Origin of the sequence: Sphaerisporangium corydalis, from assembly GCF_025506355.1 — a bacterium.
GTDB classification, from domain to species: Bacteria; Actinomycetota; Actinomycetes; order Streptosporangiales; family Streptosporangiaceae; genus Sphaerisporangium; species Sphaerisporangium corydalis.
The window spans coordinates 88,713-115,656 of sequence record NZ_JANZYP010000004.1; the positions used below are offsets into that span (position 1 = coordinate 88,713).

Consider the following 26,944-nt stretch of genomic DNA (forward strand, 5'->3'; position numbering starts at 1 on the left):
CGGCCGAAGCGTCGTCTTGTGCCTCCGCTCCATTCGGCGTGTCATCCGCCGACTCTGCTTTCCGATCCTGCTCCATGAGTTTCCCCGGCCCCGAGTGGCCGGGGAAGTGGGTTACCAGTGGGTGGGATGGGTGAGGGGTGGGGAGAGGGTGGTGGTGGAGGTGCCCTTGGCGGCGGTGAGCTGGGACTGGGTGAGGAAGAGGGCGCCGGTCAGGTCGGCTCCGCTCAGGTCGGCGTCCCGGAGGTCGGCGCCGATGAGGTCCGCCGAACGCAGGTCGGCATTCGTGAGGTCGGCGGCGATGAGGAGGGCCCCGCGGAGGTTGGCGCCGCGCAGGCCGGCGCCCTTCAGATCGGCGCCGATGAGGTCGGCCCCCCTGTGGTTCCGCTTCCGTCCGGGGATCCTTGCCCGGACGAGTTCGCTGGCGCGCAGCAGCAAGGTGCTGACATCGCTCCGGTGGGCGGCCACATCCAGTCCGGCGAGTTCCTGGGAGGTGCTGAGGGTGAGGCGTTCGGTCCGGTCCAGTGCCGTGCGCAGGTCGGCGTGGACGGGACGGGCCGCCGGCAGGGCGAGGGCCTCGGTCAGGTACCAGAGGAGTTCGTGGAGCTGCCGCATGACGGGGAACACGTCGAACATCTCCCGGGCGACGTGCGGGCCCTGCCGCCAGTCCTGGGCCTCGAAGGTGATCTGGGAGACCTTCTGCCCGGCGCCGAAGCAGTCGAAGACGACGCAGCCGGAGAAGCCCTTCCGCCTCAGGTCGGTGTGGATGCCGCAGCGGAAGTCCGTCTGAAGGTTGGGGCAGGGCTTTCCGGATTCCTTGGTGATCGCGAAGTCAGCCGAGGCCGCGAAGGGCAGCGCGACGCAGCAGAGGCCGAAGCAGTCGCCACACTCGGCCCGCAGCCCGAGACGATCGCGCTCAGGGGACGCGGCCTCGCGCTCATGGGCCGGGAGTGCGGCCTCGCGTTTCTGGGCCGGGGCCTCGCGTTTCTGGGGCAACGTCTCGTGATCTCCGCTTCGGATGAGCCGCCACGTCAGCGGTGGTGCTTGGGACGACCCATTGTCCCAGGAACCGCTGGCATGGTTCGGACAGGGCCCACCAGAGAGACACTGCGGGCCGGACCGGGAGGCCGAAGGGGTCTCGGCGGAGCCGAAGGAGGTCTCGCCGGAGAATTCGCGTTGTGATCCACATCGCCTTCACCACGACCTCTCGGACTTCGGGCGGGCGCCCTCTGCTGGGCCCGAGCCAGTCGTCGATGCCCACCCAAGACCCCCCGGTTCAGACGGCAGATCACGCGCTACCCCGACGCGGACGCCCGCCACCACCCCACCACGAGGGCTGTGGGGATCCTCCTCCCAGCCCCGCACCCGGGCCGGGATCGTGGATTACCGGGGACCCGACGGGATCGCCGCCCACTTATAACCGCCACTGGTAGACCTGGGACGCCGCACATTCATCCCTCCCGGGTGGTGGGCCCTGTGGCTTGTTCTTCACACGGCTCGCCGCGCCGTCCGCCCAGCGCCCAAGCCCACGACCCGGCTAGAGCCCTAAGCCACCCACCGCCCCCAGCACGACACGGGGTCGGGTGGGCAACACCTACTCGCCCACCCAACCCAGCAACGGGCGGGCAACACCACCACACCCACCGACCAAACCCTCACACGACCAGCACGCATGATTCCGACGGGAGTCGCTGCCAGTCCTCAGGCCGGGTCGTGTTTGGGGGGGTTGGAGTAGGTTTTGGGGGGTGGAGAGAATTGAGATCAATGGGGGGCCGCCGACGGTCGACCTGCTTCGGTACCTTGCTCTGCGCAACTTCGGTCACTTCACCGCCATGCAGGTGCGCGACAGGAAGGTCAGAGGGCTGGCGCTGCACCTGGAGCGGCTGGACGCGGCGAACAAGGAGCTGTTCGACCAGGGGCTCGACGGCGACCTGGTCCGCGGGCACATCCGGCACGCGCTGGCGGACGACGCCGACGCGTCGGTGCGGGTGTACGTGTTCGGCCGGGACGACACCGGTTCGGACCTGCCGGTGCCGTGTGTGCTGGTGTCCGTGCGTCCCCCCAACGAGCCTCCGCGCGACCCGATGTCGCTGTGGCCCGCCCCCTACCAGCGGCCGGCCGCGCACCTCAAGCACCTCGGCGGCTTCGGCCAGTCGTACTTCCTGCGCGAGGCCGAGCGCGCCGGTTTCGACGAGGCCCTGCTCGTCGCGCACGACGGGACGGTGGCGGAGGGGGCGATCACCAACGTCGGGTTCTTCGACGGGACCACGGTCGTCTGGCCGGACGCGCCGATGCTGAGCGGGATCACCATGATGCTGGTCGAGCGCGGACTGGCCGAGATGGGCGTCCCGACGCGTCGCGGGCCCGTGCGGCTGGCCGACGTGCCCTCCCTGCGTTCGGCGTTCCTTACGAACTCCTGGGGGGTGATGTCCGTCGGCCGGATCGGCGACGTCGGCATGACGGCCGACCCCGAGCTGATGGCGACCCTCCACCAGGCGTACGACAGCCGCCCGTGGGACCGGATCTGAGCCTCCGGACCTGAAACCCGCCGGCCCCGTCAGGCGTTCGGGGCCAAGGCGTCGAGGGCCTCTTCGGCGCGGAGCAGGGAGGCGGCGGGGTCGGCGTCCGGGGAGCTGATCTCCGGGTCGAAGTTGAGGTCGTGGAACAGCTCGGTGAGCCCGGTGGCGGCGAGCGCGTCGACGTCCGCCCGGATCTCCGCCAGCGACCCGGTCAGCGGGCGCCGGTCGGGCAGCCCCGCCTCCCGTACCTTGGTGACCCCCCGGCAGATGAACCGCAGCGTGTCGGGGTCGCGCCCGGCTCCACGGGCGGCGTCCTTGATGATGGAGATCTGGTCGTGGATGGTCGACAGGTCGGTGCGGCTGGAGCTGATCCAGCCGTCGGCGAGCTCCCCGGCGCGGCGGAGCGCCACCTCGGCGGCGCCGCCGAGCAGCAGGGGCGGCGGCCCGGACTGCGGCTTGGGATCCTGGTACGACGGCGGGATCTCGTAGAACTCGCCCTTGTGGGAGATGATCTCCTCGCTCCAGAGCCGGCGCAGCACCTGGAGGTACTCCACCGCCCTGCGTCCCCTGCTCTCCATCGGCATCCCCGAGGCGGTGAACTCCTCCGGGAGCCAGCCGAGGCCGAGGCCCACGTCGAGCCGGCCGCCTGAGACGTCCTGCAGGGTGGCGAGCTGCTTGGCCAGGAGCGCCGGGGAGACGTACGGCAGGTTGAGCACCGCTACGCCGAGCTGGATGCGGCTCGTCACGCCCGCGAGGAACGACAGGGTGACGATGGGGTCGCGCACGCTGCGGTACACCGGGCCCATGGGGTGGCCGACCGGGTAGAGGAGCCGCTGGAAGGTCCACAGCGAGTCGTAGCCGAGCTCCTCGGCCCGCCGGGCGATCAGGAGCATGTTGGCGGGCGTCGCCCAGGCCCCCGAGACCGGTACCCCAAAGCCAATCTTCATGGCCCCACCTTAGGGCCCCGCCCGTAGATTGGATCGGTGACCGCCCGCCCCGAAGCAATGTCGCCGGCCGCCCTGACCGATCGCCTGGCCCGTTTCGCCACCACTCACGCGGCCGCGAGCGCCGGCGACGGTGTGCGGGTGCTCAAGCAGACGCGGGTGACGGTGGTGCGCAGCGGCGGCGTCGTGGTCAAGGCGCATCCCGAGGGCACCGGCGAGGCGGCCCTGAACGCCCGCCTCCGCGTGGCGCGCACGCTGCCCGGGATCCTGCTGCCGCCGCTGACGGAACGCGCGGAACGCGTCGGCGGACGACTGGTCACGATGTGGCCGGCGGGCGAGCCGGTCGATCCGGCCGACCCGGACGCGGCTCCCTGGGAGGCCGCCGCCGAACTGCTCGCCCGGCTGCACGCCGTGCCCTCGACCGGCCTCCCCCTGCCCCCGGCCGGCGGGCCTTCGAGGCTCCTCGAGTCGGTCACCCACCTGTCCCGCCTCGGCGGGCCGGAGTCGCCGCTCGACGGCTCGTACACCGGTGCGGTGGACGTCATCCAGGCGGCGTTCGGGACACTGCCTCGCGACCTGATCGGGACGGTGCCCAGCGACTCATTCGGGAGACCGCCTGGCGACCTGTCAGGGACGCCGCCTCGCGACCTCTCCGGTGCCGGGCGTGAGGTGTACGTGTCGTCCTCAGGGCCGGTCGGCGGGAGGGTGACGCACGGCGACTGGCACTTAGGACAGATAGTCAGATACAAGGGCGAATGGCTGCTCATCGATGTCGACGACCTGGGGGACGGCCTCACCGCCTGGGATCTGGCCCGGCCCGCCGCCTGGTACGCCACCGGCTTCCTGGCGCCCGGCCTGTGGGAGCGGTTCCTGACGGCCTACCTCCGCGCCGGCGGCGCGGCCGTGTCACCTGAGGACCCGTGGCGGGAACTCGACGTGCCGGCTCGCGCGTTGACGGTCCAGTTGGCGGCCACGGCTGTGGCGGCGGCGCACACCGAGGGCCGGCCTCTGGACGATGTGGAGCAGGACCTCGTCTCCTCCTGCGGGAGGATAATCAGCGCCGCCGCCGCCACAGCAGGGTCACCTCAGACCACCTGAAGGAGATCGACTCGATGCGTTGCCCGAAGTGCCAGGGTTCCATGCGGACCTACGACCGCAACGGCGTCCACATTGATCAGTGTGAGAACTGCCGCGGCATCTTCCTGGACTACGGAGAGCTCGAAACCCTGTCCAGGGTCGAGAGCCAGTGGGCCCAGCAGCAGTACACCTCCCCGCCGCCCGCCCCGCACGGCGGACCGGCCTGGGGCACACCGCACCACGGCGGCCACCGCGGCGGCCACCACCAGCGCAGCTGGGTCGGGATGCTCTTCTCCAGCTGACCCGTCACCACCCCTGCCACCGGCCGGTGCGGCCCGAACGCCCACCGGCCGGCCACCGCACAGGGCGCCGGACGCCGGGTAGGCGGGGACAGGCGGTGGGATACGCGGTGATATACGGATATTCAGGCAGTTTGTTCGCCAGGGGTCAGTACAGGTCGTCTTGACAGGTCAACGGCTCTCCCCGATCATCGACGAAATGAGCGCCCCCCGGTGGTTACCCGCCGCGCTTGCCATGACCTTCGTGCTCGCCGCGTGCAGTTCCGGTGGTGACCCCGCCCGGCCCACGGCGGGTGGTGGTTCCACGGACGACCCGACCGAGGCGGTCAGCCCGGCGTCGACCGTTCCCGCCGGGGTGACACCCGAGGAGTACAGCGCGGCACTCAAGTCCGCGGCGGGGCCGGTCGGGTCCTCGCTCAGCGGCATCGCCAAGTCGCGCTCGCTGAAGTCACTGAACCAGCGCCTCAAGCGCGCCGAGAGCGCCGTGTCCGACGCCGTGGAGAAACTCGGCACGGTGACACCGCCCGCCGACATCACGGCCGAGCACTCCGACTACGTCGCGGCGCTTCGCGATCTGGACAACGACCTCGGTGGCCTGCGCGACTCGGTGGACGGCCGCAAGCTGTGCACCGCCTCCGCCGTCCTCGCCAGGCTCGGCAAGGCGGACGGTTTCGGCGCCGCGAAGTCGGCGGGCGGGGACCTCGCGGCCAAGGGCGACTACCCGGCGAACGTCGTGAAGGTGAAGACGCCCAAGGAGCGCACCCGCCGGCCGGCGAACGGCACCTTCCTGCGCTCGGGCAACCGGGGCGGCAACGGGCGCCTGACCGTGGACAACGGCGGGAAGACGGACGCCGTCCTGACGCTGGTGCGCGGCAAGTCCAAGCTGACCAGCTTCTACGTGCGCAAGGGCCGCAAGACGACCGTCCGCGGCATCCCCGACGGCACGTTCAAGATCTTCTTCACCGGTGGCACCGACTGGGACAAGGGCGCGCGCGCCTTCACGCGCAACTGCTCGTTCGAGAGGTTCGAGGACACGGTGAAGTTCCGTACGATCCGCAGCGCCACCCTCATCCAGTTCAGCACGTGGACGATCACGCTGCAGCCGGTCATCGGAGGCAACGCCAAGACCAGCGAGGTCGACCCAGACAGCTTCCCTTCCTGAACGAGACCGCCCCGGCGGCAGACCACCTGCGCGCACTCGACCCAGCAGTCGGCCCGCCTGGGTCCGCAGGTGGGTGTGCCGTCTAGTCGACGGGGCGGAAGACCAGCAGGGAGCGGGGGCGCTTGCCGAAGACGACCGGGCCGGGGGCGGTGAACGTCTCGCCGTCCCGGGCCAGGCGCACCTCCGCGCCCGGCCCCGCGACCGACGCGACCCGCACGGTGTCCGCGCGCCACTGGTGGTAGTGGCGTGACACGCCGAACCCGCCGAGGATGGTGCTCGACATCGCCCTGAGGCGGGGCAGCCGCGATGCGGCGGTGAGCAGCCGGATGTCGAGCACGCCGTCCTCCAGCCGCTCCCTGCGCGTCGGGGCCACGCCCCGCGACTCGTAGGCGCAGTTCCCGGCGAACAGCAGCCAGACCCGGCGCCGGACGCCGTCGACCATCATCTCCTCAGGGCTGCGGTTGTGCATGAGCACGTCGGCCATGGCCAGCACCAGCGCCGGCCACTTCCCGATCTTGCCCTCCCAGTCCTCCCTGCGGTCCACGACCAGCGGGTAGATGCCGAGGCTTGCCGTGTTCAGGAAGACCCGCCCGCCGACCTCGCCGACGTCGACGGCGACCACGTGCCCGGCACGGTAGGCGGCGACCGCCTCGGCGATGGTCTCCAGGCCGAGCGTGCGGGCGAAGTGGTCGAGCGTGCCGGCGGGGATGGGCAGCAGCGGGACGCCGTGCTCCAGCGCCGCCTGCGCGCCGCAGTTCATCGTCCCGTCACCGCCCGCGACGGCGAGCACCTTGGCGCGCCCGGCGGCCTCCTGGAGGCGCTTCATCAGGTCGTCCCCGGGTTCGGCCTCGACGACCTCGGCGTTCGGCAGCGCCTTGCGTACGGCGGCGGCGGTGCTCGGGTCGCGTCCGGCCGCGTTGTTGACGACGGCGATGACGCCCTCGCCGTCGGGGTCGAGGTCGTACAGCGGCGCGGTCATCGCGACGCGCGCCTCGCCGATGACGGTCTGGCCGGGCCACAGCCGCTTGGTGACCAGCGCGGCGGTCACGCCGAGCGCCATCCCGGCGAGCACGTCGCCCGGGTAGTGCACGCCGGTGTAGACGCGCGAGAAGCAGACCGCGCCCGCGGTGACGGCGATGGGGACCGAGACCCTCGCCGGGGCCTCCATGGCCACGGCGGTGGCGAACGCGGCGGCGGAGGCGGAGTGGCCCGACGGGAAGGAATGCGACAGGGGGATCCTGCCGAGCCGTGCCAGCGGGAAATCCACGATGGATGGGCGTGCGCGCGCGAACGCCTGCTTGCCGAGCAGGTTGACCACGGGACTGGCCAGGCTGATCGCCAGGAGCCCGCGCGTGGCCGCGCGCCGCATCTGCCTGCGCCCGGTGAACGCCAGCGTGCCCGCGACCCCGGCCCACAGCAGCGAGTTGTCGGCGGCCCGCGACAGGCGGGGCAGCACACGGTCGAACCCGGGGAAGTGCGCGTCGGCCACTGACCTGAACAGGCGCCGGTCGAGCATGCCGAGCCGCTTCTTGATCTTCGTTACGTTGCCCGTGGCCTTTCGCATGCCTTCGTTAGTGCCCAGGGAACGGACGCCCAGTCGCCCCCCGGGTGGATCAGTACGGACACGTTCACGCACGTCTCCGCATGATCCCGCAGGGCTTCCACGACCCGGGCCATCCCCGTGGGTGGGTCAGGGGAGGCGGCGGCGGCCGGGGAAGCCGAGTTCGCTCAGGTGGTACCAGCCGAGCGCGGTCTCGCCCTCGATCCAGCACAGCCGGACCGACCTGCCGTCCAGTACGGCGGGGAAGTCGACGAGCACCGGCGCGATGCCCTTGACCTCGACGCCCTGTTCCTCGAACCAGCCGAGGATCTCGGCGACCCGGGCCTCGAACGCCTTCGCCTCGGGGATGCCGCCGAGCGGCGAGCGGCCCTCGTTCCTGAGGTCGTGGGCGAGCTCGGCGAGGTCGGCGCGGAGCCCGACCAGTTCGTCCACGTATCCGCGGACCAGAGGCATCAGGCTTCGCGCCTCGTCCACGGTGAAGATCCTGTTCACGCCCGAACGTTACCCGTCCTGGCGGCCGTCATCGCGCGGGGGTCTCGCCGGCCAGGCCGCACACGTGGACGGCGGGGTGGGCGGCGGGCGCCGGCAGGATGAGCGGCCCGGGCCCGCCACCGGCGAGGGCGTCACGGAGCACTTCGTCGAAGTCGAGCTCCAGCACCCAGGTCTCGTTCCCGGCACAGGGGCCGGACCGGCCCTTCTCCGGCTCACCGCGAAGGTGCGCGCAGACCGCCTGGACGGCGGGGCCCACCTGCGCGCCGGACCGGAACATCCGGTCGTCCGGGACGGGGTAGGAGCCGGACGTGGGCGCCCGGTCGTCGGGGGCGGGGCAGGCCTGGCGGTTCTCCGGTGCGGGGACGACGGGGTGCGGGTGGGGCTGGCGGGGGCGGCTGAAGACCGCGCGGAAGAACCGCTCCTCCCCCACCAGACGACACAGGCTCATCACCCAGCCGTGCGGCGGCGCCCCTGAAGGGCCCGCGTGACGCTCGGGAAGCGGCGCTCCATGCTCACCGAGCGTTCCGGCGGGGGCCTGCGAAAGCATCGGATCACTGTTCATGCGCCATCTCCCGTAACAGAGTGTGTCGCCATGGTGACATCGATCCGTCGATCCGGTGACTGGAAGACGTCGGGGTGGGAGAGATTTCTTCTACCTCGGGTGGCCGTCCGTACTCAGGCGATAAGTCGTGATGTTGGAGCCATGGTCAGGCGGGTACGGCGAGCCCGGCGACCTCGCGGGCAAGGCGGGAGAGGCGACCGGGACGCGGGAGGGGTTTCTTCTCTCTTCCCATCACTTCTGGACGAACACGGGTTTCCGACCGTGACTTCACCGGGGCCGGACGGGTGGGTCCGCCAGGCCTTCGGGGGCTGGGGGTGGGGTTCAGGTGAGGAAACGGGTGTGGTCGCCGTCGAGCTGGGCCAGGCGTGAGGTGATCCAGCGGCGGGCCTCGGGAATGGAGACCGACCAGCGGTAGGCCAGGGCGGCGGACGCGATCTCCTCCCTGATCGCCGGGTCCTCCTCCAGCAGGGCGGCCGTCAGCTCGTGGCAGACGTCGGCGATCATGTTGATCCTGGCGGAGAACTCGGTCTCGTAGGGCGACTCCGGGTCGGCGTCCTCCCCCACCGCCAGCACCTGGCGGGTCACCGCCATGGTCCTGATCTCCAGGATCCCCACCCGCACCAGGTGCCCGGCGGCCCGGATGGCCGAGGGCTCCCCGGCGCCGGGTGTGGCCCTGTCTCGACTGCCTCGGCGAATCATCATGCCCGCTCTCGTCCTGACCGCACTCGTGCGCACGGCACACGCCCGGTCGTATCCATCCGGCCGTCCTCACGCGCCCGGCGCGTGTGGCCGGTGCTAGCCATTGAGCCACTCGACGTAGATGGGCGTGTCCCACCTGATCAGGGCGTCCTCCACCTGGTCCTCCTCGGCTTTGCGTGCCCGTGCCTGGAGTTCGAAGGCGCGGTGGTTCCCGTTGACGACGACCCGGCTGTCCCGGTACGCGGTGATGTGCCACCCGTCGATCGGGGTGTTCACCGCTTTCAGCAGCTTCCTGTCGGACAGGTTGCCGATCCTTTCCGCTTTCCCCCGGCTCAGGGGGCTCCCGTTGACGTCCGGGAGCAGGTGGCCGCGCAGGTCGTCCACGGTGGCGTTGGCCGCCGGGCCCCCGCGCCCGCCGAACAGCCTCGCGGCGGGCCCTGGTGCCCCGGCCGGCCGGTCGCCGCCACCGGTCCTGGCGGCCTTCCGCAGGAAGCCGGTGGCCGCCTTGAAGATGCCGAGCCGCGCGGCGGCCCGTCCCAGCCCTTTGTCGCTCAACCGTCAACCGTATCCGTCGCTCCCGGCCGACCCCGGGCCGAGGCCGTGCCCACGCCGATCACCCCGGCCGTCCCTGGGCCGAGGCCGTGCCCACGCCGATCACCCCGGCCGCGAGCAGCCTAGGGGTCCGCCGATGCCCGGGGCCGGGTCCCGGGCGGAATTCTTGATCACTTCACCGGGACGACACCGGCCGGTCGATCTTCCTTTCCCCGTCCGGGTGGACGATGTCCGTCAGCGACACGGCCGGACGAGCCGGTCGACCACGCAGCCGCCGATGAGGTGACCGTATTGCCCACGCCGAGCGCCTCATCCAGGGGTGCGGACGAGGACTCCGCCGGGCCGTTCACCGGTGAGGCGGCCGGCGGGCGGGTACGGGCGACCGCCAGGGACGGCCGGCTGTCCGCCCTTGAGCTGGACCCCCGGGTCATGCGGATGACGGCGGACGAGCTGGGCGGCCACCTGCTCGCGGCGATCACCGCGGCGCTGGGCGCGTACCGCCCGACGGTCGGCTCGCAGGAACCCCTGGTGGACCTGGCCGCCCTCGCGGCGAGCATGCGCGACGTGCGTGACCTCGGCCTGCGCCGGATGGACACGATCACTCAGGACGTCGAGGACGCCGTCGCGCTGCTGCGGGACGGCGCGCGGGTGAGCGGCGGCGTGGACCCGTCCGGCCTGGCCCACCTGCTGGCCGAGGCCGTCCGCGACGTGGAGCGGGCGGCGGGCGCCCCACCCCCGGACGGCGGACGGCCCGCCTCCGGAGACGACAAGCGGGCCACCGCCGCGGACGACGACCAGGTCACCGCCGCGGACGATGAGCGGGTCACCGCCGGGAGAGGGGACGTGCGCGCCGCCGTCGCCGGGGGGCGGGTGGAGTGGGTGGAGCTGGGCCGGGCCGCCATGCGGACGGCGTCGTCGGACCTGGCCGAGCTGGTGGTGGCGGTGGTGAACCGCGCCCTGGACCGGGCCGGCGCTCGCGCTCGTGACCGGGTGGCGGACCTGGACGAGCGGGCCGAAGAGGTACGTGAGCTGAGCCTGCGCCAGATGGAGGGCCTCACCCGCTCCCTGACCGGCCTCATGAACAGCATCGAACCGGCGTGACGGAAGGGCGGGGCGTGTGGACGAGGGGTGGGTGAGCGCCGAGGCGGGGGCGGTTCATCGGGGCGGGGAGGGCATCGCGTCGGCCGCCGGGCGGCTCCGCGGGGAGCTGGCCGCGTTCCGCGCCGAGCTGGCCGCCCACGGCGAGCCCTGGGGTTCCGACGACGTCGGGTCCCTCATCAAGGGCTTCTACGAGGCGGTCCATGAGGTCGCGATGGAGTGTTTCCACGACAACGTGGCGGAACTGGGCAACCGCGGGCAGAGCGCGACGGTCATGGCCGTGCGGTACGTCCAGGCGGAGGAGGCCGGCGTGGCCGGCGCCCGGCTCGCCGGAGACCTGCCGGCCCGGCCGGGCGGGGACGTGTCGGCCTGGCCCGCCGGGGGCCTTCCGGCCCGGCCGAGCGGGGACCTTCCGGCCTGGCCCGCGGGGGATCTTCCGGCCTGGCGGGTGAGGTGATGGCGCTGCGGCTGCCCGGTGAGCTGGCCGGGTTGCTGCACGCGCTCGGCTTCGCCTGGCCCGAGAGTGACGAGGACCGGCTGCTCGACATGGGCCGGGCGTGGATCGCGTTCTCCGGCAGGATCGGGCAGCCGGTGGGCGAGGCGGCGCGGCACGCCCTGGGGGTGCTGGACGGCAACTCGGGCGAGGCCTTCGACGCCTTCGGCCGGACGTGGGCCGGCGGGGAGGGCCCGGCCCCGGCGCTGCGGGACGGCGCCACCGCGGCCACGGTCATCGGCACGGGTCTCATCGTGTGCGCCGGAATCGTCCTGGCCCTCAAGCTCAACATCATCGTGCAGCTCTCGCAGCTCGCCGTCCAGATCTTCCAGGCGGTCACCGCCGCCCCGGGGACGGCCGGCGCCTCGCTCGCGCTCATAGCGCTGTACAAGAAGCGCACCGGTGTGCTGATCGGCATGCTGACCACCCTGGCGACCCAGGCGATCTCCAACCCCTGACTCCGGCGGGCCGCGCCCGCTCCGGCCGCCACCCACGCGAGCAGGCCCCAGCGGCCCGGCAGACCCCGGAACCCGGCCCCGGCCGGCGCCAGACGGGCCCCGGCGGTTACGGGTGGCGGGTGGTGAAGGTGGTGAGGAGGCGGTCGGCGGCGAGGGAGGGGGTGAGGGTGCCGTCCAGGACGTCGCGTTCGATCTCGGCGGTGATCGCCGCCACCTCCGGGTCCTCCTTGAGCCGGGCGAGCAGCCTGTCGCGTACCAGCGTCCACGTCCAGCCGACCTGCTGGCGCCGGCGCTTGTCCGCGAGCTCCCCGGAGGACTCCATCTGGTCCTGGTGGGCGACGACGGTCCGCCACAGCTCGGACAGGCCGGTGCCCTCCTGCCCGCTGCAGGTCAGCACGGGAGTGGTCCACGCCCCGCCGCCGGACCGCAGCAGCCGCAGCGCCCCGGCCAGTTCCCTGGCGGCCTTGCGCGCCTCGATCTCGTGGGGGCCGTCCGCCTTGTTGACCGCGATGACGTCGGCCAGTTCCAGCACGCCCTTCTTGATGCCCTGAAGCTGGTCGCCGGTGCGGGCGAGCGTGAGGAGCAGGAAGGTGTCCACCATCTCGGCGACGGCGGTCTCGGACTGCCCGACGCCCACGGTCTCGACCAGGACGGTGTCGAAGCCCGCCGCCTCGACGACCACCATGGCCTCGCGGGTGGCCCGGGTGACGCCGCCCAGGGTGCCGGAGGTGGGCGAGGGCCGGATGTAGGCGTCCGGGTCGACCGACAGGCGGGCCATGCGGGTCTTGTCCCCGAGGATGCTGCCGCCGGTGCGCGTCGAGGAGGGGTCGACGGCGAGCACGGCGACGCGGTGGCCCTGGCCGGTGAGGGTGACGCCGAGCGCGTCGATGAAGGTCGACTTGCCGACCCCGGGGACGCCGGTGACCCCGACCCTCCTGGCCTTGCCGGACAGGGGGGTCAGCTCGACGAGCAGCCGCTGGGCCAGGTCGCGGTGGTCGGGCCGTGAGGACTCCACCAGGGTGATCGCCCGGGCGATCCACCCGACGGAGCCGTCCCGCACGCCCTGGACGTAGTCCTCAAGCCGCGGCATGGCCCAGCCGGGCGGAGAGGTCGCGCAGCAGGTCCAGGGCCGCCTCGGAGATGACCGTGCCGGGCGGGAAGATGGCGGCGGCCCCGGCCTCCCGCAGCGCGTCGAAGTCGTGCGGCGGGATCACCCCGCCGACGACGATCATGATGTCGTCCCGGCCGAGCGCGGCGAGCCGGTCGCGCAGCTCGGGGACCAGGGAGAGGTGGCCGGCGGCGAGCGAGGAGACGCCGACCACGTGGACGTCGGCCTCGACGGCCTGCCGGGCGACCTCGGCCGGGGTCTGGAACAGCGGGCCCACGTCCACGTCGAACCCGAGGTCGGCGAAGGCCGTGGCGATCACCTTCTGGCCACGGTCGTGCCCGTCCTGGCCGATCTTGGCGACCAGGATCCGGGGGCGGCGGCCCTCCTCGCGCTCGAAGCCGGCGCACGCGGCCCTGATCTTCTCGATGCCGGCGGCGTCGCCCGCCTCCTCGCGGTACACACCGGAGATGGTACGGATCTGCCCGGCGTGCCGCCCGAAGACCTCCTCCAGGGCGTCGGAGATCTCGCCGACCGTCGCCTTGGCGCGTGCGGCGTCGACGGCGAGGGCCAGCAGGTTGCCGTCTCCGGCGGCGCCGCGGGTGAGGGCGGCGAGCGAGTCCCGGCAGGCCTGGTCGTCGCGTTCCTCGCGCAGCCGGCGCAGCTTGTCGATCTGCTGGGCGCGCACGGCGGAGTTGTCGACCTTGAGGACGTCGATCTCCTCGTCGGACCCGGCCCGGTACTTGTTGACGCCGATCACCGGCTGCCTGCCGGAGTCGATGCGGGCCTGGGTGCGGGCCGCGGCCTCCTCGATGCGCAGCTTGGGCAGTCCCGCGTCGATGGCCTTGGCCATCCCGCCGGCCCGCTCGACCTCCTGGATGTGCCCCCAGGCCTCGCGCGCCAGCTCGTAGGTCAGCCGTTCGACGTAGGAGCTGCCGCCCCAGGGGTCGATCACCCGGCAGGTGCCGGACTCCTGCTGGAGCAGGAGCTGGGTGTTGCGGGCGATGCGCGCGGAGAAGTCGGTGGGCAGGGCCAGCGCCTCGTCCAGGGCGTTGGTGTGCAGCGACTGGGTGTGCCCCTGGGTGGCCGCCATGGCCTCGACGCACGTGCGGACGACGTTGTTGAAGACGTCCTGGGCGGTGAGCGACCAGCCGGAGGTCTGGCAGTGGGTGCGCAGCGACAGCGACTTGGGGTTCTCGGCGCCGAAGCCCTTGACGAGCTTGGCCCACAGCAGCCGGGCGGCGCGGAGCTTGGCCACCTCCATGAAGAAGTTCATGCCGATGCACCAGAAGAACGACAGGCGCGGCGCGAACGCGTCGACGCTCATCCCGGCGCCGACCCCCGCACGCAGGTACTCCACGCCGTCGGCCAGCGTGTACGCCAGCTCCAGGTCGCACGTGGCCCCGGCCTCCTGGATGTGGTACCCGGAGATCGAGATGGAGTTGAACTTCGGCATCCGCTCCGAGGCGTACGCGAAGATGTCGGAGATGATCCGCATCGACGGCGCGGGCGGGTAGATGTAGGTGTTGCGGACCATGAACTCCTTGAGGATGTCGTTCTGGATGGTCCCGGCGAGCTGCTCGGGGGCCACCCCCTGCTCCTCGGCGGCCACGATGTAGAGCGCCAGCACGGGCAGCACCGCGCCGTTCATGGTCATCGATACGCTCATGCGGTCCAGCGGGATGCCGTCGAAGAGCTGCCGCATGTCGTAGATCGAGTCGATCGCCACCCCCGCCATGCCGACGTCGCCGGCCACGCGCGGGTGGTCGGAGTCGTAGCCGCGGTGGGTGGCCAGGTCGAAGGCGACCGACAGGCCCTTCTGCCCGGCGGCGAGGTTGCGCCGGTAGAAGGCGTTGGACTGCTCGGCGGTGGAGAAGCCCGCGTACTGCCGGATCGTCCACGGCTGGTTGACGTACATCGTCGGGTACGGGCCGCGCAGGAACGGCGCGAGGCCGGGGTAGGTCGACAGGAAGTCGAGCCCCTGGAGGTCGCCGGCGGTGTAGAGCGGCTTGACGGGGATGCCCTCGGGGGTGTCCCAGGTCAGGGCGGCGGGGTCCTCTCCGGCCTGCTCGCGCACGGCCCGCTCCCAGGCGGCCGGGCCGGGCTCGCCGCCCGGTGTCCCCGGGTTCAGGGGAATTCCTGAGAAGTCGGGAATCATGGGGTCACTCCAAGGTCGTCGAACGTGGTGCGGAGCACGTCCAGCGCGTCGCAGCCGGCGTGGATGGTGGCGTCCACGCCCTCGTAGTCACCCTTCCCCGCCAGCCACACCTTTCTCGCGCCCGCGCGTCTCAGCTCGCCGGCGACCGCCGCCGCGTGCTCTCCGTACAGTTTGTCGCTGGAGCACAGGCAGGCGACCGCCGTGCCGGAGCCGCGGAACGCCTCGGCGAGCGCGGCGGGGTCGGTCAGCGGGCCGCTGGTGACGGTGGCGACGCCGCCCGCCTGGAACAGGTTGGCGGCGAAGGACGCCCGCGCGGTGTGCGCGGCCACCGGGCCGATGGTCGCCAGGAAGACCTCGGGGCGGGTCGCGGCCCGGTCGGCGCGGTCGCGCAGGTCCTCGAACCCCTGGGCGTAGTGGACCCGGGGCAGGCCGCCTCCGGCGGGCTCGGGCGCCGGGTTCCGTACCGGGCGCCGCTCGCCGAGGTCGGGGAACTCGCTGACGCCGGTGATCGGGTCACGGCGGCGCGCGATGCCGTCCGACCGGCGGGCCCACGTGGCGGCGAGGCGGCCGGGGATCAGCCGGTCGAGGGCCGCCTCGGCGCCGCCGGCCCGCTCGATCTCCTGGAACCACTCCCAGGCCTTGCCGGCCAGGTCGGCGGTGAGCCGCTCGGCGTACCAGGAGCCGCCGGCGGGGTCGACGACCCTGGCCACATTGGCCTCCTCGACCAGCAGCGCGTGGGTGTTGCGGGCGATGCGCCGGGCGAAGGCGTCGGGCAGGCCGAGGCGGGCGTCGAACGGCTGGACGGTGACCGCGCCGGCGCCGCCGATCCCGGCGCCGAAGCAGGCGAGGGTGGTGCGGAGCATGTTCACCCACGGGTCGCGGCCGGTCATCATGGCCGAGGAGGTGACCGCGTGCTGGGCCTGCCCGCCGTGGGCGGGGACGCCGCAGGCCTCGGCGACGCGCGCCCAGAGCAGCCGCGCGGCCCGGAATTTCGCGATCGTGAGGAACTGGTCGGCCGTGGCGGCGTACCGGAACTCGATCTGCCCGAACGCCTCCTCCACGGTCAGGCCGCCGCCGGTGAGGGCGCGCAGGTAGGCGACGCCGGTGGCCAGGGAGCAGCCGAGCTCCTCGGCGTCGGAGCCGCCCGCGTCGTGGTACGGGGTGGCGTCGACGGTGATCGCCCGCAGCGGGGGGATCTCGCGGGCGCGCCGGGCCAGCTCCACGGCGCCCGTCAGCGGGACGTGGACCCCGGTCCTGGCCCGGAGGCCGATGGGGTCGGCGCCCAGGTTGCCCCCGGCGGGGACGACGCCGCGCTCGCCGAGGAGCCGCAGGAAGGCCTCGGCGGCCTCGGCCGTGCCGGCGCCGGCGTCGAGGACGACGGGGGCCAGGTCGAGGTACACCCCTTCCAGGGTGCCGGGTAGCGCGGCGGGGTCCAGGGCGCCGTCCCCGAGGACCAGCCAGATCGAGGTGACGCCGTTCTCCAGGTCGGCCAGTACGGCCTCGCGGGTGACCGCGGGGTCGGGGTGGGCGTGCCGCTGGCGGACGTCCCAGCCGGACACCACGCCGCCGGCCGCGCGAGTGCCGCGGACGAAGGGGGCCACGCCCGGCACCCCGGGGTCGGCGGGCAGGTCGCTCGCGTCGTACAGCGGGGAGAGCGTGACGCCGTCGTAGGTCTCGTGGGCGAGGACCTCTTCGGGGGGGCCGGCGCCGGCGCCGGACTTCTCGAGCACGGCGGCGGCGAGCCGGCGCCAGTCGTCCCGCGTGCCCGGCGGGAAGCCGGCGGCCGGATGGAAGTCCTCGGGCTGCACCGTCATGTCACGGATCGTAGGCGCTCGCGCCCCGGAAGGACACTTGGGGGATCCCCGTGGACGGCGTGGCGCCGCACCGCGAGGGGCGGCCTGCCCGGGCGTCCCGCGCGGTGACCAGGCGGGACGACTCGGGCGGCGGGCCGCTCAGGCGAGCGGGGCCTCCCAGGCGGCGTCCCAGGTGAGTTTGCCCACAATGCCGTCGACGCCGAGGCCCTGCTCCCGCTGGAAGGTCCGGCAGACCTCACGCGACCCCGGCCCGTAGGCGCCGTCCACGTCGAGGGTGAAGCCGCGCTTCTCCATCTGGGCCTGCCAGGTGCGCACGTCGTCGCCGCGCAGGACCGGCGGGTACTTCAGCAGCCTGCCGGAGAACACCGGGTGCGACTCGGGGCCGGGGCCGGTCGGCGGCTCGCCGCCGGGGCTCGGGGCCCCCTTCTGCACCCACGCGTACAGCGCGGCGCCGGGGCAGTCGGTGGAGTAGCCGTCGCGGTGGCCCTTGATCTCGGTGCCGGCGCCGCCGGTGTCGCGCAGGTAGGCGATGGCGTCCAGGATGCCGTACAGCATCCCGTCCGGCGGCTGGACCAGGCCGGAGTTGCCCACCAGGCCGAGGACGGCGTAGTGCCCGGAGTTCAGGCCGGGCCCGTTGGCGGCGGGGAGGTGTCCCGGACCCCGGCCGACGAAGACCTTGCGGTGCGGGCAGGCGACCATGCTGTAGCCGATGTCCAGCCAGCCGTTCCCGTCCATGTGGAAGCTCTGGATGGACTTCACCACGGCGACGCACTTGGCGTGGTCGTCGACGATCGCCGGCTCGACCCGGCCACCGGTGTAGTGGACCTTGACGCCCTTCGTCGAGGTCAGCGTCGTGTAGGAGCCACGCGGAGCGCGGGCGCCCCAGTCTTTGCGCGACACGAGATCGATGGCCACGTACTTCTCCAGGGGGGTACGACGTTCCGGACTGTTGCCCACTGTCCACACTCAGTGCCGACAAACCAAACCTTTGCGGTTCGCAGTGGACCGATCCCGCGCGGCTAACACTAACCAGGACAGATGACCAGATGGGTGGTTTTGCTATGTCCGTTGGGACACGCCGCTTTGATTTAACGGTTCACACAGGGAAAATCCGTGGACTCGACACACCACCGGACTGAATCATGAATATATGTCCGTTGTGGAGGAGGTTCGTTTCCCCGCCGCCGAAGCCCTGCCCATGAAGGTGTGGCTCGACGACGGCGACTCGCCGATCGATGTCATCGACGCCCTCGCGCTGTCCCCGTTCGCCACCGGGAACCAGCCCTGGGCGCGCACCACCAACCTTGAGCGGGTGCGCCCCGACGCCCCCCTGATGCCCGCCCGCGCACGCCTGACCCGCGCCGCCAGGGAGGACGACGGCTACGAGTCGCGTCTGGCCTGCGGCGACGGCTGGACCCTCAGGGTGGTGCGGTTCCGCAACCGCTCGGCCGTGCTGACGGTGACGGCCGTCAGCGACGAACTGGCCCGCTCGGTGCTGGAGGAGTCCACGCGGGACGCCATCGAGCCGCCCGCCGGCGACGCCGACCACGTCGACATGGGCTTCTGGTGGTCCGGCGCCCACGGCCCCCGCCGCACGCAGCGCAAGATCACCGCGCCCGGGTGGGCCGCCATCCAGGGGAACTACACCCGCGGCGCGGGCGTGTCGCTGGGCGGCCTGATGACGGTGACCCCGGCCGACGTGAACGGCCGGCTGATCCTCCTGCACGGGCCCCCGGGGACCGGCAAGACCACGGCCCTGCGCGCCCTGGCCCGCGAGTGGGCCGGGTGGTGCCAGGTGGACTGCGTGCTCGACCCCGAGCGGCTGTTCGCCGACCCCGGCTACCTGATGGAGGTCGCCGTCGGGTTCGAGAGCGACGACGAGAAGCACCGCTGGCGGCTGCTGGTCCTCGAGGACTGCGACGAGCTCATCCGCGCCGAGGCCAAGGAGGCCACGGGCCAGGGGCTGTCGCGCCTGCTCAACCTGACCGACGGGCTGCTCGGCCAGGGCAGGGACGTCCTGGTGGCCGTGACCACCAACGAGGACCTCGCCCGCCTGCACCCGGCGGTCGTACGGCCGGGCCGGTGCCTGGCGCAGGTTGAGGCGGGCCGCCTGTCGGCCGAGGAGTCCGCCGCCTGGCTCGGCACCTCCGAGGGCGTCGGCCCCTCGGGGGCGTCGCTGGCCGAGCTGTACGCGCTGCGCTCGGGGCGGTCCCCCGCCCTTCCCGCCGCGCCCGCCGAAGCCACCGGCCTCTACCTCTGACGACCCCCGGGTCGTCCGGGCCGGACCCGTCGTGACCTGGGTCGATGCACCCCGCCCTCCCTGGCCGGTGACCAGGGAGGGTGGCGTTCCCGGATACGTAAACCATCCGATGCGCCTCGAAGAACCCCAAACCACAATCGGCATGGTGGTCAACCCGTCGCCCGCCGAACCCAGCCGAGTGGTCCTGCACCGGTGGACCTCCGTGGTCCCCACGGAGAGCGGCGTGACGGGATATCTGGACCCGTTCGGCGGCGAGACCACCACCTGGCCCTACACCCGCTGGACCTCCGGCGAGCGCGAGATCGGCTTCGCCGCCACCGAACTGGTCCCCTCCTGGACCGGCGACGCCCCCAAGGGCGCCTGGCTGCGGATCGAGCTGCGGGCCCGCACCACCGGGGGCGCCCTGACCAAGTGGTACGACATGGGCCGCTGGGCCGAGGGCGGCGGCGACATCCACCGCACCTCGCTGCCCGGCCAGGGCGACGGGGACGGGGACGTCGTGGTCGACACCTTCGTGGCCGCCCGCCCGGTCACGGCGTACACGCTGCGGATCACCCTGCACGGCGAGGACGCGGCCGTGCGCTCGGTCGCGGTCATGGCCTCGGCGGTGCCCACCCGCGCCAGCGCGCCCGCCAGCCCGCCAGGGGCGGGACCCGAGGTCGACCTTGAGGTGCCGCCGAGGTCGCAGATGACCCACACCGGCCACCACCCCGAGTGGGGCGGCGGCGGCGCCTCCTGGTGCAGCCCCGCCTCGATGACCATGGTCCTGCAGTATTGGGGCCGTGGCCCGGTGCCCGAGGACCTGGCCTTCGTGGACGCCGGCGACCCCTGCCCCGCCGTGGACCACGCCGCCCGCGACATGTACGACCACAGCTACCAGGGCACCGGCAACTGGCCGTTCGGCGTCGCCTACGCCGGCAGGTACGGGCTGAGCGGCTTCGTCACCCGCCTGCGCTCGCTCACCGAAGTGGAACGCTTCATCCGCGCCGGGATCCCGGTGATCACCTCGCAGTCGTTCAAGGAGCACGAGCTGCCGGGCTCGGGGTACTCCACGAGCGGCCACCTCATGGTCGTGACCGGCTTCACCGCGTCGGGCGACGTGATCGCCAACGACCCGGCGGCGCCGTCCGACGAGACGGTCAAGAGAACCTACCCGAGGGCAGCGTTCGAGAACGTCTGGTTACGCACGACCAGCAGCGGGGGAATCGTCCATGTCATCCACCCGCCCGGCATCCCACTCCCACCTTCAGAGGGCAACTGGTGATCGAGTCTCCTGTCACTGCCGTCGACGTCGCACGTGTGGACGACCGCCCGTCCTGGGTCGAGATCGTCTCCGCCCCCGAGGGTGAGGAGGTGTGGTGGGACGAGCCGCGCCCGGCCGAGGGCGGGCGCCGCTGCGTCGTGCGGCGCGGGCCCGACGGCGCCGTGCGGGACGTCCTGCCGCCCGGGTGGAACGCGCGCAACCGGGTGATCGAGTACGGCGGGCGCCCCTGGCGCCCGCTCCCGGGCGGCGGGCTGGTGTTCACCAACTGGGCCGACCAGCGCCTGTACCGCTGCGCGCCGGGAGGCGAGCCGGAGGCGCTCACCCCGCCAGGGCCGTCCCGCTACGCCGACCTGGTGATCCACGGTGACGAGGTCTGGTGCGTGCGCGAGACCGGCGTCCTGCGCGACCTGGTCGCGGTGCCGCTCGGCGGCGGGCCGCTCCGCGTGGTCGTCCGGGCACAGCACTTCATCATGAACCCGAGGGTGTCCCCCGGCGGCGGCCAGGTGGCGTGGATCGGGTACGACCATCCCGCGATGCCCTGGGACGGGACCTCGCTCTGCGTGGCCCCGCTGCTGGCGGACGGCACCGCCGGGCCCTACCGCGTGGTGGCGGGCGGGCCCGAGGAGGCGGTGGCGCAGGCCGAGTGGCGCGAGGACGGCGCCCTGTACGCCGTGACCGACCCGAGCGGCTGGTGGAACATCCACCTGGTCCCGCTCGACGGGACGCCGTCGCGCAACCTCACCCCCCGGCCCGAGGAGTTCGGCGACGCGGCCTGGAAGCTCGGCTACCAGTGGTTCGCGCTCGCGGGCGACCGCGTCGTGACCGCGCACGGCACCGCCGACGGCAAGCGGCTGGGCGTCCTGGACCCGGCGACCGGCGTGATCACCGACTTCGACGGCCCGTACACCGCCTGGGGGCCGACCGTGTCCGTCTCGCCCGGCGGGTCGGCCGTCGCCGCCGTCGGCGGGTCGCCGCGGCGGCCCTACGAGGTCGTGCGCTTCGACCTGGCCACCGGCGCCCACCAGGTGCTGTCCCCGGCCAAGGACCTGCCCGACCCGGCGCTGCTGCCGATCCCGGAGGCGACCGAGTTCGACGGCGTGCACGCGCACGTGTACCGGCCGGCCGGCGACGGCGCCCCCGCCCCGTACGTGATCTTCGTGCACGGCGGGCCGACCGGCTCCAGCCCGATGGCCTTCGACCTGGAGATCGCCTACTTCACCAGCAGGGGCATCGGCGTCGCCGAGGTCAACTACGGCGGCTCCACCGGCTACGGCCGGGAGTACCGCGAGCGGCTCCGCCACAACTGGGGCGTCGTCGACGTCAAGGACAGCGAGACCGTCGCCAGGGGCCTGGCCTCGGCCGGGCTCGCCGACCCCGGGCGGATCGCCATCCGGGGCGGCAGCGCGGGCGGCTGGACCTCGGTCGCCGCGCTCGTGCACAGCGACGTCTTCCGCGGCGCGGTCGCCCATTACGCGATCACCGACCCGGAGGGGTGGGCCGTCGAGACCCACGACTTCGAGTCCCGCTACCTGGACGGCCTCATCGGGCCGCTTCCCGAGACGCGCCGGCGCTATCTCGACCGCTCCCCCACCCTGCACGCCGCCCAGGCGTCCGGCCCCGCCCTGCTCATGCACGGCCTTGAGGACGCCATCGTCGACCCTGGCCAGGCCGAACGATTCGTCGCCGCGCTCGACGAGCACGGCGGCCGGTGGGCCTACCTCACCTTTCCCGGGGAACAGCATGGCTGGAGAAGAGAGGAAACGATCGTCGCGGCACTCGAGGCCGAGCTCGCCTTCTACGGGCTCATCTTCGGCTTCCCCACTCCCGAAGTGCCGCCGCTGACGCTGAAAGGACCAATGTGACCGAGGTCGCACGCATTTGCTCGGACCTGCTCAAGATCGACACGACCAACGACGGCACGCCGGACGGCTCGGGAGAGCGCCTGGCGGCCGAGTACGTCGCGGGGCTGCTCGCCGACGTGGGCGTCAAGCCCACGCTGTTCGAGTCCGCGCCCCGCCGCACCAACGTGGTGGCCCGCATCCCCGGCGACAGCCCCGACGCCCTGCTGATCCACGGCCACCTCGACGTCGTCCCCGCCGACCCGGCGGAATGGCGGCTGCACCCTTTTTCGGGTGAGATCGCCGACGGGTGCGTCCACGGGCGCGGCGCGGTGGACATGAAGGGCTCGCTGGCCATGACGCTGGCCCTGGTCCGCGACTGGGCCCGCACCGGGCGGCGTCCCAAGCGCGACATCGTCCTCGCCTTCCTCGCCGACGAGGAGGCCACCGGCGAGTACGGCGCCAAGTACGCCGTCACCCGGCACCGCGACCTGTTCGAGGGCTGCACCGAGGCGATCAGCGAGTCGGGCGGCTTCAGCGTGACCGTCCCGCGCGGCGCCGGTGACCTGCGCGTATACCCGGTCGCCGTGGGCGAGCGCGGCACCGCCTGGATGCGGGTCACCGCGCACGGCGTGCCCGGCCACGGCTCCAAGCCGCCGGTGGACAACCCGGTGGCCGAGCTGAGCCGGGCGCTGGCCCGCCTGGCCGACCACCGCTGGCCCGTGCGGCTCACCCCCGCCGTGGCCTCGCTCATCGAGGGCCTCGGCACCGCCCTCGGCACCCGGGTCGACCTCGACCGGCTCGACGAGGAGGCCGAGCGGCTCGGCCGGGCGGGCACGCTGTTCAAGGGCGTCATCCGCAACTCGGCGAACCCCACCATGCTCGACGCGGGCTACAAGGTGAACGTCATCCCCGGCACCGCCCAGGCGCACGTGGACGGCAGGTTCCTGCCGGGGTTCCGCGACGAGTTCCTGGAGACCGTCGACAAGCTGCTCGGCCCGAAGATCACCCGGGAGTTCGTCAGCTTCGGCGACGGCGTGGCCTCGCCCACCGGCGGCCTGTTCGGCGAGCTGTGCGCGGCGCTGGTCGCCGAGGACCCGGACGGGCGGCCGGTCCCGTACGTCATGACGGGCGGCACCGACGCCAAGTCGTTCGCCACGATCGGCATCAGGGGGTACGGCTTCGCGCCGCTGATGCTGGACCCCGGACTGGACTACTTCGGCATGTTCCACGGGGTGGACGAGCGGGTGCCGGTCGCCGGCCTGGAGTTCGGCGTCCGCGTCCTGGACCGCCTGCTGACCTCCCCCCTGGCCTGACGCGCCCGGTCCCGGCGTGGGCGCGCCCACGCCGGGACGACGTGTGGGATTCCTGTGCCGGGGGGACATTGGTAGAGGGGATCCTGCAAAGGGGGATGAAGCGGGCATGCGCCGCATGCCTTCACTTGTGAAACCGTATTCAGCACGCTTTAGCACTATTTAGCATGATTTAAGCACTGGAATCGCCCGTCGATCGATCCTCGACCGCTGAACCTCGGGGGCCTGGCGGGCCATGCGGCTCCGGTGACCCATTTTCCGTGCCCTGCCGGCGCGAACGCCCGGCATCCATCAGGCACGTGACGACCTTCCGGCCGGCGGGGCGTACGCCCATGCCCACCGTGAGGTCAATATCGACGGGAGCACACGATGGGCATTCATCGAAACGGGCGGACGGCCGTCCACCTGGCTCTTATCAGTGGATTCGGCATGGCGCTGACCGGCGCCGCGATCCCTGCGGCCTACAGCGCACCGGTCACGACCATGGCCGCCGACAACCGGCCGGCGATCCCGGCGTCCCATCAGCACGACTCCGATCTCGCGGCCTTCGAGAAGATCCGCCTGCAACAGGAAAGCGCCTGGGCGCGCGGCGACGGCGTCGCCTACGCGGCCATCTACTCGCCCGAGGCCGACCTGGTGAACATCACCGGCGAGCACCTTCACAGCCGCCGCACCATAGCGACCAAGCTTCAGGAGTACTTCAACAAGCAGCTCAAGAAGACGCGCCTTCTCAAACTCGAGGAGACGGTGCGTTTCATCGCACCGACGATGGCCGTCATCGTCCGCAAGGGGTGCGTGCTGTACGGCGCGGAGAAGGTCTGCCGGCCCGACACCCTCTCGATCAACACCAGCGTCGCGGTCAAGGACGCCGGCCAGTGGACGATCACCTCGTTCCAGAACACCCTCGTGCGGCCGGGCTCCGGGCGGCCGTCCATGTCGTCCTGACCCGGACGGCGCGCCCGAGCCCTTCCAGGGGCGTCCCGGCCGGACCGGGGCGCCCCTAGCCTTCGCGACCGGATGTTCTTGACGGTCAGCGGGCGTTCCCGGCGGTCATGACCACCGGTTGCGCAGCGGGACGTCCCGGATGATCGACCAGGTCAGTGCGAGCCCGGCCAGGAGGACGGCCAGGCCAATGGCGAGCGCCACCGCGGGCGACTTCGGCAGGTCCAGGCCGAGCCTGCCGAGCCGGCCGAGCAGGAACGGCAGCCGCAGGCCGGGGCCGACCGTGCTCTCCGCGAGCAGCACCAGGCCGACGCCGACCGGGATCGTGAACACCCCGCCCTCCCGCCACCGGTAGAAACCGGCCCCCATGAAGGCGCCCGCGACGATCCAGGCGAGGAACTCGACCAGGTATTCGGTGAAGACGACGGGAAGCTGCCCCGGATCGGTGAACAGGTGGACCTGGCCGAGCGCCTGCTCCAGCCCCGCCAGGGCGTAGATCCCCGTTTCGAGCAGGTAGCCGAGCACGAGCAGCAGGGCCAGGAACGGCGCGAACAGGGCGACCGTGACGGCCCCCTGCGCGCCGAACTGGCGGCGGGTCTGCCCGTGCGCGATGTACATCGGCAGGTACTCCCTGACCAGGGCCACCCCGACGAACAGCGCGTACCACCGGGGTACCTGGGCGGCCTTCTCCCACGCGCTCTCGGTCAGCGAGCCGTTGATCGCGATGACCGCCCCGACCACGGCGACCAGCACGACGAGGGCGGCCCACAGCAGCAGCGCGAACGCCATGTTGGCGGCCAGCAGACGACTGGGAAATCTCATCGGGCGTCTCCGGTCAGGTGGATGAACAGGTCCTGCATGGCGATCGGCCCGAGTTCGAGCCCGGCCTCGGCTGCCCGGCCGCGCCGGGCCTCGTCGATCTCCCCGTAGACCATCGCCGACTTGGTGGAACCGAGGCTGGTGCCGCCGAGCACGGTCAGCCCGTCGGTGAACGCGTCCACCCGCTCGGCCGGGCCGGTCACGGCGGTGCCGCGCGAGAGCAGCGTCTGGGTCTCCTCGTGGACGACCAGCCGGCCGCGCCCGATGATCACGACCTCCTCGAACAGCGAGCTGACCTCCTCGATGAGGTGGGTCGACAGGATGATCGTGCGGGGGTGCTCCATGTAGTCGGCCAGCAGGGCGTCGTAGAAGGCGTACCGGGCCGGCGGGTCCATCCCCAGGTACGACTCGTCGAACATGGTCAGCGGCGCCCGGCCGGCCAGCCCGATCACGACGCCGAGCGCCGACCGCATGCCCTTGGACATGCCCTTGACGCTCATCTTCCGCGTGAGGCCGAACAGGTCCATCAGGGAGCGCGCGTAGTCGGCGTCCCAGTGCGGGCGCAGCCATTCGGCGAAGTACAGGGCGTCCTCGGCGGTGCCGAGGTCGGTCGTCTCGCCCGCGTCGCGGATCAGGCTGACGCGGGAGGTCAGGCCCTCGTTCTCGAATACCGGCTCCCCGTCGATCCGCACGGTGCCGGACGACTCCTTGCGGAAGGCGGCCAGCACCGACAGCAGGGTCGTCTTGCCGGACCCGTTGCGGCCGAGCAGTCCGTAGATCTTGCCGCCCTCCAGGCTGAACGAGAGCCGGTCGAGCGCCGTCACCTCCCCGTACGTGACCACCAGATCCTCGACATCCACCCTCATAACGCCTCCACCCGCACGACCCCCGCGCCCTCTCCGCCATCGCCCATGCCGCTGCCTCGTATCCCCTTCATCGCCCGGTCACCGCCCCGCGTCTCTTCATCGCCCCTCCAGCTCGGTGATGCGCCCGATCACCTCACCGATCGGGATCCCGATCGCCTTGGCCTCGGCGACCATCGGGTCCACCACGTCGGCGAAGAAGCTCTCCCGGTGCTTGGCCCTGAGGGCGTCCCGGGCATCCGGGCTGACGAACATGCCGATACCTCGCTTCTTGTACAGAACGCCTTCTTCGACGAGCTGCTGGAACGCCTTGGCCGCCGTCGCCGGGTTGATCCGGTAATAGGCGGCGTACTGGTTGGTCGACATGACCTGCTCGTCACCGCGCAACGCCTCGCTCAGCACGTCAGCCTTGATCCGGTCGGCGATCTGCCGATAGATCGGACTCCGGTCATCGAACACGACACCCACTTAGCTGGTTCATTACTTCAGTAATGAACCATAAAACCCAGCCGCGCCCGCCGTCAAACGCGAAAAGGCCGGGGACGAGCGGCATGCGCTGCTCGTCCCCGGCCGGGTGGGCCGGTCGGGGGGGGGGGGGGGGGGGGGCGGGGGGGCGGGGGGGGGGGGGGGGCCCCCCCCCGCCCCCCCCCGCGGG

Annotated in this window: 26 protein-coding genes; 12 read left to right on the forward strand and 14 right to left on the reverse strand. The window is 72.4% G+C overall.

Annotated elements, in window-relative coordinates; all coding sequences use genetic code 11:
* Nucleotides 1–111: 111 nt before the first annotated feature.
* The gene (locus tag NYZ98_RS04490; protein ID WP_380706359.1) at nt 112–993 is read right to left on the reverse strand and encodes a pentapeptide repeat-containing protein; all 882 of its coding nucleotides are present in this window, start codon (nt 991–993) and stop codon (nt 112–114) included.
* A 749-nt stretch (nt 994–1,742) separates the two neighbouring features.
* Here NYZ98_RS04490 and NYZ98_RS04495 point away from each other — a divergent pair.
* Nucleotides 1,743–2,525, forward strand: a complete 783-nt coding sequence (locus NYZ98_RS04495; RefSeq protein ID WP_262841181.1) for an aminotransferase class IV family protein — start codon at nt 1,743–1,745, stop codon at nt 2,523–2,525.
* Between the two features lie 29 nt (nt 2,526–2,554).
* On the opposite strand, the gene NYZ98_RS04500 is transcribed toward NYZ98_RS04495, so the two are convergent.
* The gene (locus NYZ98_RS04500) at nt 2,555–3,463 is read right to left on the reverse strand and encodes a TIGR03619 family F420-dependent LLM class oxidoreductase (protein WP_262841182.1); all 909 of its coding nucleotides are present in this window, start codon (nt 3,461–3,463) and stop codon (nt 2,555–2,557) included.
* A gap of 36 nt (nt 3,464–3,499) precedes the next feature.
* On the opposite strand from NYZ98_RS04500, the gene NYZ98_RS04505 reads away from it, so the two are divergent.
* The 3 genes from NYZ98_RS04505 to NYZ98_RS04515 all read left to right on the forward strand — a co-directional run bounded on the left by NYZ98_RS04505 (nt 3,500) and on the right by NYZ98_RS04515 (nt 5,998).
* Complete coding sequence (locus NYZ98_RS04505; RefSeq protein ID WP_262841183.1) at nt 3,500–4,558, forward strand: aminoglycoside phosphotransferase/kinase family protein; 1,059 nt, start codon at nt 3,500–3,502, stop codon at nt 4,556–4,558.
* 14 nt (nt 4,559–4,572) lie between these two features.
* The gene (locus NYZ98_RS04510; RefSeq protein ID WP_262841184.1) at nt 4,573–4,839 is read left to right on the forward strand and encodes a TFIIB-type zinc ribbon-containing protein; all 267 of its coding nucleotides are present in this window, start codon (nt 4,573–4,575) and stop codon (nt 4,837–4,839) included.
* 196 nt (nt 4,840–5,035) lie between these two features.
* The gene (locus NYZ98_RS04515; protein WP_262841185.1) at nt 5,036–5,998 is read left to right on the forward strand and encodes a hypothetical protein; all 963 of its coding nucleotides are present in this window, start codon (nt 5,036–5,038) and stop codon (nt 5,996–5,998) included.
* An 82-nt stretch (nt 5,999–6,080) separates the two neighbouring features.
* Here NYZ98_RS04515 and NYZ98_RS04520 read toward each other — a convergent pair whose 3' ends face one another.
* The 5 genes from NYZ98_RS04520 to NYZ98_RS04540 all read right to left on the reverse strand — a co-directional run bounded on the left by NYZ98_RS04520 (nt 6,081) and on the right by NYZ98_RS04540 (nt 9,867).
* On the reverse strand, nt 6,081–7,562 hold the full coding sequence (locus tag NYZ98_RS04520) for a phosphatase PAP2 family protein (RefSeq protein ID WP_262841186.1): 1,482 nt from the start codon (nt 7,560–7,562) through the stop codon (nt 6,081–6,083).
* Nucleotides 7,563–7,688: 126 nt separating this feature from the next.
* Complete coding sequence (locus NYZ98_RS04525; RefSeq protein ID WP_262841187.1) at nt 7,689–8,051, reverse strand: DUF2203 domain-containing protein; 363 nt, start codon at nt 8,049–8,051, stop codon at nt 7,689–7,691.
* Between the two features lie 28 nt (nt 8,052–8,079).
* Entirely contained in the window at nt 8,080–8,499 is a 420-nt protein-coding gene (locus NYZ98_RS04530) for a hypothetical protein (protein ID WP_262841188.1), read from the reverse strand.
* Between the two features lie 435 nt (nt 8,500–8,934).
* On the reverse strand, nt 8,935–9,315 hold the full coding sequence (locus NYZ98_RS04535) for a hypothetical protein (RefSeq protein ID WP_262841189.1): 381 nt from the start codon (nt 9,313–9,315) through the stop codon (nt 8,935–8,937).
* Nucleotides 9,316–9,408: 93 nt separating this feature from the next.
* Complete coding sequence (locus NYZ98_RS04540) at nt 9,409–9,867, reverse strand: hypothetical protein (protein ID WP_262841190.1); 459 nt, start codon at nt 9,865–9,867, stop codon at nt 9,409–9,411.
* Nucleotides 9,868–10,155: 288 nt separating this feature from the next.
* On the opposite strand from NYZ98_RS04540, the gene NYZ98_RS04545 reads away from it, so the two are divergent.
* Genes NYZ98_RS04545 through NYZ98_RS04555 form a run of 3 tightly spaced genes read left to right on the forward strand, consistent with a single transcriptional unit; the run spans nt 10,156 to nt 11,913 of the window.
* Nucleotides 10,156–10,965 carry a hypothetical protein gene (locus tag NYZ98_RS04545; protein WP_262841191.1) on the forward strand — a complete coding sequence of 270 codons (810 nt, stop codon included), beginning with the start codon at nt 10,156–10,158 and terminating at the stop codon, nt 10,963–10,965.
* A gap of 16 nt (nt 10,966–10,981) precedes the next feature.
* A complete protein-coding gene (locus NYZ98_RS04550) occupies nt 10,982–11,419 on the forward strand; it encodes a hypothetical protein (protein WP_262841192.1) in 438 nt (145 codons plus the stop codon).
* Nucleotides 11,419–11,913 (forward strand): WXG100-like domain-containing protein, encoded by a 495-nt coding sequence (locus NYZ98_RS04555; RefSeq protein WP_262841193.1) that lies wholly within the window; start codon nt 11,419–11,421, stop codon nt 11,911–11,913. Before NYZ98_RS04550 ends, NYZ98_RS04555 begins: the two co-directional genes overlap by 1 nt.
* 106 nt (nt 11,914–12,019) lie before the next feature.
* Here the strand turns inward: NYZ98_RS04555 and meaB are convergent, their stop codons facing one another.
* From meaB to NYZ98_RS04575, 4 genes are all read right to left on the reverse strand, one after another.
* Nucleotides 12,020–13,003 (reverse strand): methylmalonyl Co-A mutase-associated GTPase MeaB, encoded by a 984-nt coding sequence (meaB, locus tag NYZ98_RS04560; RefSeq protein ID WP_262841194.1) that lies wholly within the window; start codon nt 13,001–13,003, stop codon nt 12,020–12,022.
* A complete protein-coding gene (gene scpA, locus NYZ98_RS04565) occupies nt 12,990–15,176 on the reverse strand; it encodes a methylmalonyl-CoA mutase (RefSeq protein WP_262841195.1) in 2,187 nt (728 codons plus the stop codon). The genes meaB and scpA overlap by 14 nt, the downstream gene beginning before the upstream one ends.
* Nucleotides 15,173–16,990 (reverse strand): methylmalonyl-CoA mutase subunit beta, encoded by a 1,818-nt coding sequence (locus tag NYZ98_RS04570; protein ID WP_262841196.1) that lies wholly within the window; start codon nt 16,988–16,990, stop codon nt 15,173–15,175. The genes scpA and NYZ98_RS04570 overlap by 4 nt, the downstream gene beginning before the upstream one ends.
* A 138-nt stretch (nt 16,991–17,128) precedes the next feature.
* Nucleotides 17,129–17,905 (reverse strand): peptidoglycan recognition protein family protein, encoded by a 777-nt coding sequence (locus NYZ98_RS04575; protein WP_262841197.1) that lies wholly within the window; start codon nt 17,903–17,905, stop codon nt 17,129–17,131.
* 235 nt (nt 17,906–18,140) lie between these two features.
* Between NYZ98_RS04575 and NYZ98_RS04580 the strand changes: the two genes are divergently transcribed.
* The 5 genes from NYZ98_RS04580 to NYZ98_RS04600 all read left to right on the forward strand — a co-directional run bounded on the left by NYZ98_RS04580 (nt 18,141) and on the right by NYZ98_RS04600 (nt 24,610).
* Entirely contained in the window at nt 18,141–19,250 is a 1,110-nt protein-coding gene (locus NYZ98_RS04580; protein WP_262841198.1) for a DUF5925 domain-containing protein, read from the forward strand.
* A gap of 223 nt (nt 19,251–19,473) precedes the next feature.
* Complete coding sequence (locus NYZ98_RS04585) at nt 19,474–20,514, forward strand: C39 family peptidase (protein WP_262841199.1); 1,041 nt, start codon at nt 19,474–19,476, stop codon at nt 20,512–20,514.
* Nucleotides 20,511–22,376, forward strand: coding sequence for a prolyl oligopeptidase family serine peptidase (locus NYZ98_RS04590; protein WP_262841200.1), 1,866 nt, complete (start codon nt 20,511–20,513; stop codon nt 22,374–22,376). Before NYZ98_RS04585 ends, NYZ98_RS04590 begins: the two co-directional genes overlap by 4 nt.
* Nucleotides 22,373–23,668, forward strand: coding sequence for a M20/M25/M40 family metallo-hydrolase (locus tag NYZ98_RS04595; protein ID WP_262841201.1), 1,296 nt, complete (start codon nt 22,373–22,375; stop codon nt 23,666–23,668). The genes NYZ98_RS04590 and NYZ98_RS04595 overlap by 4 nt, the downstream gene beginning before the upstream one ends.
* Before the next feature lie 366 nt (nt 23,669–24,034).
* Nucleotides 24,035–24,610, forward strand: a complete 576-nt coding sequence (locus NYZ98_RS04600; protein WP_262841202.1) for an SgcJ/EcaC family oxidoreductase — start codon at nt 24,035–24,037, stop codon at nt 24,608–24,610.
* A gap of 105 nt (nt 24,611–24,715) precedes the next feature.
* Here NYZ98_RS04600 and NYZ98_RS04605 read toward each other — a convergent pair whose 3' ends face one another.
* The 3 genes from NYZ98_RS04605 to NYZ98_RS04615 form a co-directional block, all read right to left on the reverse strand.
* Nucleotides 24,716–25,429: a hypothetical protein gene (locus NYZ98_RS04605; protein ID WP_262841203.1), complete on the reverse strand. Its 714-nt coding sequence runs from the start codon at nt 25,427–25,429 to the stop codon at nt 24,716–24,718.
* Entirely contained in the window at nt 25,426–26,292 is an 867-nt protein-coding gene (locus tag NYZ98_RS04610) for an ABC transporter ATP-binding protein (RefSeq protein ID WP_316249530.1), read from the reverse strand. Before NYZ98_RS04610 ends, NYZ98_RS04605 begins: the two co-directional genes overlap by 4 nt.
* A gap of 96 nt (nt 26,293–26,388) precedes the next feature.
* Complete coding sequence (locus NYZ98_RS04615; RefSeq protein ID WP_262841204.1) at nt 26,389–26,757, reverse strand: GntR family transcriptional regulator; 369 nt, start codon at nt 26,755–26,757, stop codon at nt 26,389–26,391.
* Nucleotides 26,758–26,944: the final 187 nt, after the last annotated feature.

Excerpts from the sequence above, each read along its gene's own strand:
- NYZ98_RS04520 (WP_262841186.1), bottom strand. The coding sequence starts at position 7,562 with ATGCGAAAGGCCACGGGCAACGTAACGAAGATCAAGAAGCGGCTCGGC.
- NYZ98_RS04570 (WP_262841196.1), bottom strand. The coding sequence starts at position 16,990 with ATGACGGTGCAGCCCGAGGACTTCCATCCGGCCGCCGGCTTCCCGCCG.
- meaB (WP_262841194.1), bottom strand. The coding sequence starts at position 13,003 with ATGCCGCGGCTTGAGGACTACGTCCAGGGCGTGCGGGACGGCTCCGTC.
- NYZ98_RS04530 (WP_262841188.1), bottom strand. The coding sequence starts at position 8,499 with ATGAGCCTGTGTCGTCTGGTGGGGGAGGAGCGGTTCTTCCGCGCGGTC.
- NYZ98_RS04600 (WP_262841202.1), top strand. The coding sequence starts at position 24,035 with ATGGGCATTCATCGAAACGGGCGGACGGCCGTCCACCTGGCTCTTATC.
- NYZ98_RS04515 (WP_262841185.1), top strand. The coding sequence starts at position 5,036 with ATGAGCGCCCCCCGGTGGTTACCCGCCGCGCTTGCCATGACCTTCGTG.
- NYZ98_RS04500 (WP_262841182.1), bottom strand. The coding sequence starts at position 3,463 with ATGAAGATTGGCTTTGGGGTACCGGTCTCGGGGGCCTGGGCGACGCCC.
- NYZ98_RS04580 (WP_262841198.1), top strand. The coding sequence starts at position 18,141 with ATGTCCGTTGTGGAGGAGGTTCGTTTCCCCGCCGCCGAAGCCCTGCCC.
- scpA (WP_262841195.1), bottom strand. The coding sequence starts at position 15,176 with ATGATTCCCGACTTCTCAGGAATTCCCCTGAACCCGGGGACACCGGGC.
- NYZ98_RS04610 (WP_316249530.1), bottom strand. The coding sequence starts at position 26,292 with ATGAGGGTGGATGTCGAGGATCTGGTGGTCACGTACGGGGAGGTGACG.
- NYZ98_RS04535 (WP_262841189.1), bottom strand. The coding sequence starts at position 9,315 with ATGATGATTCGCCGAGGCAGTCGAGACAGGGCCACACCCGGCGCCGGG.
- NYZ98_RS04605 (WP_262841203.1), bottom strand. The coding sequence starts at position 25,429 with ATGAGATTTCCCAGTCGTCTGCTGGCCGCCAACATGGCGTTCGCGCTG.
- NYZ98_RS04555 (WP_262841193.1), top strand. The coding sequence starts at position 11,419 with ATGGCGCTGCGGCTGCCCGGTGAGCTGGCCGGGTTGCTGCACGCGCTC.
- NYZ98_RS04510 (WP_262841184.1), top strand. The coding sequence starts at position 4,573 with ATGCGTTGCCCGAAGTGCCAGGGTTCCATGCGGACCTACGACCGCAAC.